Source organism: Streptacidiphilus pinicola (assembly GCF_003258295.1).
Taxonomy (GTDB): domain Bacteria; phylum Actinomycetota; class Actinomycetes; order Streptomycetales; family Streptomycetaceae; genus Streptacidiphilus; species Streptacidiphilus pinicola.
Genome location: NZ_QKYN01000205.1, coordinates 1 through 8,406, shown reverse-complemented (window position 1 = coordinate 8,406; position 8,406 = coordinate 1). Strand labels below are relative to the sequence as shown.

The window sequence follows — 8,406 nt, the reverse complement described above, 5'->3', positions numbered from 1 at the left end:
CACCGGCGCCGCCGCGGGGCCGCCGCCCGACTCCGCCGCGCTGCGGCGGGTCAGCTTCACCTTCGCCGCCGACGGGTCGCACGCCGCGTGCCTGGCGGCGGAGGCCGACGGCCGGTGGTTCGTGGAGAGCTGGCGGCTGGGCGGGGAGCTCTCCGAGCCCTGCGCGCCGCTACCGCTGCGGCCGGGCGCGGGCGCGCGGCGCTCGGAGGACGTGCACTCGCAGCTGGTCGCGCTCACCGACGGCCGGGTGCTGATCTGCCGTCACGAGGGCGCGCAGCAGCAGCTGATCGTGCGGGGCACGGACGGCCAGGCGGATATGTTCGCCGGGCGGCTCCAGCAGCCGGGTCTGCGCCTGCTGCCGCTGCCCGCTCCGGCCCCGGGCGCGCCCGTCGCCCTGGCGCTGGGCACGGACGGCCAGGCCACCACCTCGGTCTGGCTGATCAGCGCGAACGGCGTATCGCTGCCGCAGCCGGTCGCCGAGCTCCCCGGCCTGTACGGCGGCGGCGTCTGGCTGGACCGGGGCGGCCGGCTGCTGGGGCTGGACCAGCTGCAGCGGCTGGGCGACGGCGGGGGCCGGGTCAAGACGGTCGTGCTCGACCTCGCCACCGGCCGACTCTCACCGCTGCTGGAGCTCACCGCACAGAGCAACGACCGCCTGGCGGCCTGCGATCCGGTCAGCGGGCTGGTCCTGGTCCGCAGCGACGCGCCGGGCGAGGACCGGCTCGGCTGGGGTCTCCTCGGCAGCGGCGAGCCGCCGCACTTCCCCGAGTGCCTGCGCGGCGGCCTGCACTTCCTGCGCCCGGTCGCGATCGAGCCCGGGCGCAACCGCGTCGCCGTCCAGGCGGACTGGGGCGCCGGTTCCACCCTGGCCCTGTGGGAGCCGGGCGGCACCCGGCTGGATCCGCTGCCGATCCCCGCGGGGCGGCTCGGCGGCGTGGCCCACTGGTCGGCCGCGGGCCTGCGCATGCCCTACTCCGCGCCCGACCAGCCGGCGGCCATGGCCTCCATCGACGTCGATCTGCTGCTCAGCGGCGAGACGCGGCCCGTGCCGCAGCCCGAGCGGCCCCGGCTGGCGCCGGTCCAGGGCGGTCAGGCCGGGCTGGCGAGCGTCGTGCAGGTGATACCGCCGCCCGTCGAGACCGGCTGGCGGCTCGACGGCAGCGCGCGGCGCGGCGACGGGCGCGCGTGGGAGAGCGCGCAGACGGTCACCCTGCCCGGCGCGGCCGGCCCGCTGGAGGGCGTCGTCTACGGCGGCGACGCGTGGCTCACCGCCGAGCATCTGGTGATGGCCCTGCACGGCGGCCCCGCGGACGCCTGGCGGCTGGAGTTCGACCCGACGCTGCAGCGGCTGGCCGCGGAGGGCATGGCCGTCGTCGCCCCCAACCAGCGCGGCAGCACGGGATACGGCGTCGAGCACGCGCAGGCCGTCCAGCACGCCTGGGGCGGGCCCGATCTGGAGGACGTGCTGTCGCTGCTGCAGAGCATCAGCGGTCAGCGCGAGTCGCTGGGCCTGGGCCGGGTGGCGCTCTTCGGCGTCAGCTACGGCGCGTTCCTCGCGCTGCTGGCGGCCGGCACGGCCCCGGATCTGGTCGCCCGCGTCGCGGCGGTCTCCCCGTTCCTCTCCGGCGCGCGGCTGGCCGCGGAGGCGGCCCCGGCCGTGCGGAACCTGACGGAACGCATGGGCGCCGCGACGGACCTGCCGGACGGCCCGCGGGACGTGCTGCTGCTCTGTCACCGCCTGACGGCGGAGCTGCTGATCGTCCACGGCAATCGGGACGAGGTCGTGCCCGTCACCCAATCCCGGCTGCTGCGGCAGGAGTTGCTGCGGATCGGCCGGGTGGAGGGGGCCGACTTCCAGTATGTGGAGGCGGCGGGCGCGGGCCACGAGGTGCTGGCGGAGGAGGGCGCGCCACTGTTGCAGGAGTTGTTGGCGAGTTTTTTGAGGAGCGTGCGAACGGTGTGAACGGGTGGGAACCGTGCGTTCCGGGCTACTAGGGTGGGCCACCAGCACGCATGCCCGAATACGGAACAACCACGGAGAACACGAGTCTCATGTCTGATGCCTTCACCGACATCACCCCTGAGAACGGTGCGGAGGAGGACCCGCACGGCCGCCACCGCGGTCACCAGCACATCGTCGAGGAGGAGCCGGCCGAGGCCGGCCCCCACGGCCGCCACCGCCGCGCGGAGTAAGCCCTCCGGGGCGCGGGCCGAGCCCGCGCCCCCCACGCTCATTCGTGCTTCAGCCCCAGCACCGCCAGGTTGGCGAAGCCGTCCCCCGGCCTCCGGTCCGCGTAGAACGGGGACATCAGCTCGTCGAGCTCCCCAGGCGTGAACGCCTCCTTCGCCGTGTCGAACTTCGCCAGCACCGGCGGAGCCCCCAGCACCGCGACCATGCCGCCGTGGACGACGAAGCACTGCCCGTTGACCGACGCCGCCGCCGGTGACGCCAGGTAGGCGACCAGCGGGGAGACGTGCTCGGGGGCCAGCGGGTCAAGGCCGGACTCGGGCGCGCTCATGGACCCCACGAAGACGTCCTCCGTCATCCGCGTCCGCGCCCGCGGGCAGATGACGTTGGAGGTGACGCCGTAGCGCGCCAGCGCGCCCGCGCAGCTGGTGGTGAGGCCGACGATGCCGCCCTTCGCGGCGGCGTAGTTGGGCTGTCCGGCCGAGCCCGCCACGAACGCCTCGGACGAGGTGTTGACGATCCGCCCGTACACCGGCGCCCCGGCCGCCTTGCTGCGGTCGCGCCAGTGCGCCGCCGCCGCGCGGGTCGTGGCGAAGTGGCCGCGCAGGTGCACCCGGATGACGGAGTCCCACTCCTCGTCCGTCATGGAGAAGATCATGCGGTCGCGCAGGATCCCGGCGTTGTTGACCAGGATGTCCAGCTGACCGAAGGCCGAGACCGCCAGCTCGACCAACTCCCGCGCGGTGCCGGTCTCGGCGATGTCGCCGTAGTGCGCGACGGCCCGGCCGCCCGCCGCGACGATCTCGGCGACCGTCTCGTCGGCGGGCGCGGCCGACGCGGCGCCGCTGCCGTCGCGGCCGGGCGCGCCGAAGTCGTTGGCGACGACGTTCGCGCCCGCACGGGCGAGTTCGAGCGCCTCCGCGCGGCCGAGCCCGCGGCCCGCGCCGGTGACGACGGCGGTCAGGCCGGCCAGGGAGGTGGTCGTCATACGTCGGCCCCCATGGTGATGACGGTGCGCAGCGCCTCACCGGTGCGCATCTGCTCGATGGCGTCGTTGACGTGGCCGAGCTCGACGTGGTGGGTGACCATGCCCTCCAGGTCGAGGCGGCCGGCCCGCCACAGCTCGATGACCTTGCGGTAGGTGGCCGGCACGTCGGCGCCGCCGTACAGCGACGGCAGGATGCGCTTCTCGTTGAAGAACATCTCGAACATGTTGAACTGCGCGTTGTCGTCCATCGCGCCCGCTCCGACGACGACGAGCGCGCCGCCGCGCCGGACCGCGTCGTAGGCGGCCCGCACGGTGGCGGAGCGGCCGACGACCTCGAAGGCGTAGTCGAAGCCCTCGCCGGCGGTGATCCGGGTCTTGGCGTCGTTCAGCTGGTCCGGGTGGACGGCCTCGGTCGCGCCGAAGCGCAGCGCCCACTCGCGGCGGGAGGCGACGGGGTCAACGGCGAGGATCTGGGCCGCGCCGCACACCTTGGCGCCCTGGATGGCGGCGATGCCGACGCCGCCGCAGCCGATCACGGCGACGCTCGAACCGGGCTCCACCTTGGCGGTGTTGACGGCCGCGCCGACGCCGGTGGTGACACCGCAGCCGATCAGGGCGGCCACCTCGTAGGGGACGTCGTCGGGGATCTTCACCGCACAGCCGGCGGCGACGACGCTCTCCTCGGCGAAGGTGCCGGTGGCGGAGAAGCCGAAGATGTCCTTGCCGTCGTGCTGGTAGTTGGGCGTGCCCATGTTGGCGAAGGCCGCCAGGCACAGGTTGCCCTCGCCCCGCAGGCAGGACGGACACGCGCCGCAGGGCGGCATCCAGCAGACGATGACGCGGTCGCCGACGGCCAGTCCGGTCACCCCGGCGCCGACCTCGACGACCTCGCCGGCACCCTCGTGGCCCGGCACGAAGGGCGCGGGCTGCGGCAGCACGCCGCTCATCGCGGACAGGTCGGAGTGGCACAGGCTGGCGGCCTTCATGCTGATCCGGACCTGGCCGGGCCCGGTGGCCGGGGTCTCGACGCCGTCGTGGACCTCCAGTTTCTCCTGGCCGGTCTCGTGCAGAACCGCTGCGCGCATCTTCTTCGCTCCTCGGTGGTGGCGGTGCGGAATTCGGTGCGGAATTCGGTACGGAACTCGGTACGGGCAGAGCCGTGATTCAGGGCTGGTAGGTGACGACGGTGTCGGCGAGCACCGGCGCGTCGTCGCGCTCCACGCTGGTCGCGCTGACGAGCAGCCTGTCCGCGCCGTCGCGCCAGATCCGGACCCGCAGCGTCTCGCCGGGGAAGAAGATCCCGGCGAACCGGGTGCGGTACTCGCGCACCCGGGAGGCGTCGCCGCCGAGCACGGCGTCCACGACGGCCTTGAGGGTGACGCCGTAGGAGCACAGGCCGTGCAGGATCGGGCGGTCGAAGCCGGCCAGCTTGGCGAAGTCGGGGTCGGCGTGCAGCGGGTTCCAGTCGCCGGAGAGGCGGTAGAGCAGCGCCTGGTCGTGGCGGACCGGGATCTCGCGCACCGCGTCCGGCTCGCGCGCGGGCAGCTCGATACGGACGCTCTCGCCGCGCTCGCCGCCGAAGCCGCCCTCGCCGCGGACGAAGATCTCGGTGTCGCAGGTGTAGAGGGGGCCGTCGGCGTCGGCGGCCTCGCTGCGCATCACCAGGACGGCGGCCTTGCCCTTGTCGTAGATCGCGGCGAGCGAACTGGTCAGCTGGGCCTTGCCGGTGGCCGGGATGGGCCGGTGCAGCTCGATGCGCTGGCCACCGTGGAGCACCTGGGCGAGGTTGATCTGCAGGCCGGGCAGGTTGAAGGCACCCGCCTTGGCCAGGCCGCCGCCCGCGACGGTGACGAAGCTGGGCAGCACCTGGAGGTCCTTCTCGTAGGTCCAGCGCAGCTCGTCGGGGTCCGTGGCCGGTCGCTGCGCGCCCGCTCCGATGCCCAGGTGGTAGAGGATCACGTCCTTGTGGTCCCAGGCGAGTTCGGTGACGCGCGCCGGTGCGGCGAGGGCTTCGGCGGGATTGATGGGCATGGGGAGCCTCTCTCGTCTTTCGCTTCCGGTTGCTCAGGATTCCCCGAGCCCGGGTCTCAGCAGTAGTGGACCCCGACGCGGCCGTCCGCACCGTCGGCCGCGCCGGGGTCGCTTCGACGCGGGTGCCGACTGCTGCTGTGGTCCGGTCGGTCCCGCGGGCTGAGGAACTGAGAACTGAGAGCCGAGCTAGAACAAGTTCTAGCGCAAACCTCTTCAGTTGAGAACGCCCTGACGCGGGTCAGTCACGGACGGCGTCATCGGCGCAGCAAGGTCACCACCGCGGCGCCGCCGAGGCCGATGTTGTGGGCGAGGCCGACGCGCGCGTCCGGGACCTGCCGGCCCTCCGCCTCCCCGCGCAACTGCCAGACCAGCTCCGCGCACTGGGCCAGGCCGGTGGCGCCCAGCGGGTGCCCCTTGGAGATCAGCCCGCCGGACGGGTTGACCACCCAGCGGCCGCCGTAGGTCGTCGCGCCCTCGGCGACCAGCTTGCCACCGGCACCGTCCGGGCACATGCCCAGCGCCTCGTAGGTGAGCAGCTCGTTGATCGAGAAGCAGTCGTGCAGCTCGATCACGTCCACGTCCTCCACGCCGAGGCCGGACTGCTCGAAGACCGCCCGTCCGGCCTCGCGCGACATCGGCTTGCCGACGACGTCGATGCAGGAGCCGGAGGCGAAGCTCTCCTCGGTGTCCGTCGTCATCGCCTGCGCCACGATTTCCACCGCGCGGTCCTGCAGCTGGTGCTCCCGCACGAACCGCTCGCTGACGACCACGGCGGCGGCCCCGCCGTCGGAGGTGGGCGAGCACTGGAGCTTGGTGAGCGGGTCGTGGATCATCCGCGCCGCCCGCACCTGCTCCAGGCTGTACTCGTCGCGGAACTGGGCGCGCGGGTTGGCCGTCGAGTGGCGGTGGTTCTTCACGCCGACCAGCGCCAGTTGCTCGGCGGTGGTGCCGTGGCGCTCCATGTGCTCGCGGGCGGCGTTGCCGAAGATCTGCGCCGTCGGCGGGGTCGCCTCGAAGCCGTGCCGGGCGGCCATCACCCCGTAGTGGCGGGCGACGGGGCTGGCCGCGAGGCCGCCCGCGCCCGCGCCGCCGCCGAGCGCGCCCTTGCTCATCTGCTCGAAGCCCAGCGCGAGCACGCAGTCGTTCAGCCCACCGGCGACGAACTGACGCGCCATCATCAGCGCGGTCGAGCCGGTGGCGCAGTTGTTGTTGACGTTGTAGACGGGCACCCCGGTCAGGCCGAGGCCGTAGACGGCCCGCTGGCCGGCGGTGGACTGCTGCTGGCAGTAACCGACGGCGGCCTGCTCGACGAGCCCGTAGCCGATGCCGGCGTCGGCCAGGGCCGCCTCGCCGGCCTCCTTGGCCATGTCCCAGTAGTGCCAGTCCCTGGTCTCCGGCTTCTCGAACTTCGTCATGCCGACGCCGACGAGGAACACCTTCTCGGTCATGCCTTCTTCTCCGATGCGGGCTGTGGCTTCTCCGATGCGGGCTGTGGATCGCGCGGGAGGCCGAGGATGCGCTCGGCGACGACGTTGAGCTGGACCTGGGTGGTGCCGCCGGCGATGGTCAGACAGCGCGACATCAGCACCGCGTGCCCGGCCTCGCGGCCGATCCCCTCGTAGACGGCGCCCGACTCCCCGCACAGCTCCAGCGCGCAGGCCGCCACGCGCTGCGCGTGCGGCGCGGAGACGAGCTTGCGGACGCTGCCGCCCGCGCCCGGATCGAGCCCGTCCAGCGCGCTGAGCGTGGTCCGCAGGTCGATGCAGGCCAGCACGTGCTCGTCCGCGACGAGGCGGCCGAGCGCCCCCGGGTCGGCGCCGGGCGCGTGCAGCAGCCGCTGGACGGCGGGGCCGGTGGGGCTGGAGTCGGCCATGTGGACGCGCTCGTTGCCGAGCGTGTGCCGGGCGACCCGCCAGCCGTCGTCGACGGCGCCGACCACCGCGTCGGCGGGCAGCCGCACGTCGTCGAGGAAGACCTCGTTGAAGACGGCGTCGCCGGTGAGCTCGCGCAGCGGGCGGATCTCGATGCCGGGGGTGTGCCGCATGTCGACGACGAAGTAGGTGAGGCCCCTGTGCTTGGGCTTCTCGGGCGAGGTGCGGGCCAGCAGGATGCCGAAGTCGGCGGTCCGGGCACTGGAGGTCCACACCTTCTGCCCGTCTACGCGCCAACGGCCGTCCTCCTGGCGGACGGCACGGGTGCGCAGCGCGGCCAGGTCGGAGCCGGCCTCGGGCTCGGAGAAGAGTTGGCACCAGGTCAGTTCACCGCGCAGGGTCGGCATCAGCAGGCGCTCGCGCTGCGCGTCGGTGCCGTGGGCGACCAGGGAGGGCACGACCCAGTTGCCGATGGTCAGGTCCGGCAGCCGCACGCCGCCGGCGCGGAGCTCCTGCTCGACGACGAGTTGGCGCAGCGGTCCGGCGCCCAGGCCGTAGGGCGGCGGGAGATGCGGCGCGGCCCAACCCCCCGGGGCGAGGCGGCGGCGCTGCTCGGCCGGGTCGAGCCCGGCGACGGACGCGGCCGCGGCGCGCGCGTCGGCGCGGAACTCCTCCGCTTCCGGCGGTAGTTCCAGTCGCGGTCGCCACTCCCCGGCGGTGTGCGCGGCGGCGTCGGTCACGGCGCGCCACAGGGCACCCTCACCACCGAGGAGCTGGCGCAGCGTCAGGGCGCGCCGCAGGCGCAGGTGGGCGTCGTGCTCCCAGGTGAAGCCGATACCGCCGAGGATCTGGATGCACTCCTCGGCGTTGGCGCAGGCCGCGTCGACGGCGAGGGCCGCGGCCACGGCGGCGGTCAGCGGCGTGGTCTCGCGCGCGGCGGCCCAGGTCGCGGCCGCGGCCTTCTCGGCGCGGACCAGCAGTCCGGCGCACAGGTGTTTGACGGCCTGGAACTGGCCGATGGGGCGCCCGAACTGCTCGCGCACCTTGGCATGTTCGGCGGCGGTCTCCAGCGCCCAACGGGCGATCCCAGCCGCCTCGGCAGCGAGCAGCGTCCGCACGATCGCATCGGCATCGGCATCGGCGTCCGCGAGAGCGGACAGCCGTTCGCCCGGCACGTGGTCGAACTCGACGCGGGCGCTGCCGCGGGTGAGGTCGAGCGATGTCAGCGGGGTGATCCGCGCGGCGGAGGCGGGGACTGCGTGCCAGGCCGGTCCGCCCTCACCGACGGCCCGGACCACCAGCAGCTCCGCCTCCGCCGCGCGGATCAC

At 73.9% G+C, this 8,406-nt stretch carries 7 protein-coding genes; 2 read left to right on the top strand and 5 right to left on the bottom strand.

Going from position 1 to position 8,406, the window contains the following annotated elements:
* A partial coding sequence (locus DN069_RS36830; RefSeq protein WP_111507611.1) for a S9 family peptidase occupies positions 1-1,963 on the top strand: 1,963 nt, incomplete at its 5' end.
* 89 nt (positions 1,964-2,052) lie between these two features.
* Complete coding sequence (locus tag DN069_RS40675; RefSeq protein ID WP_165845799.1) at positions 2,053-2,193, top strand: hypothetical protein; 141 nt, start codon at positions 2,053-2,055, stop codon at positions 2,191-2,193.
* Between the two features lie 38 nt (positions 2,194-2,231).
* Here DN069_RS40675 and DN069_RS36825 read toward each other — a convergent pair whose 3' ends face one another.
* The 5 genes from DN069_RS36825 to DN069_RS36805 all read right to left on the bottom strand — a co-directional run.
* On the bottom strand, positions 2,232-3,176 hold the full coding sequence (locus DN069_RS36825; RefSeq protein ID WP_111507610.1) for a 3-oxoacyl-ACP reductase: 945 nt from the start codon (positions 3,174-3,176) through the stop codon (positions 2,232-2,234).
* Complete coding sequence (locus DN069_RS36820; RefSeq protein ID WP_111507609.1) at positions 3,173-4,261, bottom strand: Zn-dependent alcohol dehydrogenase; 1,089 nt, start codon at positions 4,259-4,261, stop codon at positions 3,173-3,175. Before DN069_RS36820 ends, DN069_RS36825 begins: the two co-directional genes overlap by 4 nt.
* Before the next feature lie 79 nt (positions 4,262-4,340).
* Positions 4,341-5,207, bottom strand: coding sequence for a MaoC/PaaZ C-terminal domain-containing protein (locus tag DN069_RS36815; RefSeq protein WP_111507608.1), 867 nt, complete (start codon positions 5,205-5,207; stop codon positions 4,341-4,343).
* Between the two features lie 254 nt (positions 5,208-5,461).
* On the bottom strand, positions 5,462-6,655 hold the full coding sequence (locus DN069_RS36810) for a lipid-transfer protein (RefSeq protein ID WP_111507607.1): 1,194 nt from the start codon (positions 6,653-6,655) through the stop codon (positions 5,462-5,464).
* Positions 6,652-8,406, bottom strand: a 1,755-nt coding sequence (locus DN069_RS36805) for an acyl-CoA dehydrogenase family protein (protein WP_111507606.1), incomplete at its 5' end; no start/stop codon positions are given. The genes DN069_RS36810 and DN069_RS36805, both read right to left, overlap by 4 nt.

Bases quoted from the DNA above. Each gene is read 5' to 3' on its own strand.
- DN069_RS40675 (WP_165845799.1), top strand. From the start codon at position 2,053: ATGTCTGATGCCTTCACCGACATCACCCCTGAGAACGGTGCGGAGGAG.
- DN069_RS36815 (WP_111507608.1), bottom strand. From the start codon at position 5,207: ATGCCCATCAATCCCGCCGAAGCCCTCGCCGCACCGGCGCGCGTCACC.
- DN069_RS36810 (WP_111507607.1), bottom strand. From the start codon at position 6,655: ATGACCGAGAAGGTGTTCCTCGTCGGCGTCGGCATGACGAAGTTCGAG.
- DN069_RS36825 (WP_111507610.1), bottom strand. From the start codon at position 3,176: ATGACGACCACCTCCCTGGCCGGCCTGACCGCCGTCGTCACCGGCGCG.
- DN069_RS36820 (WP_111507609.1), bottom strand. From the start codon at position 4,261: ATGCGCGCAGCGGTTCTGCACGAGACCGGCCAGGAGAAACTGGAGGTC.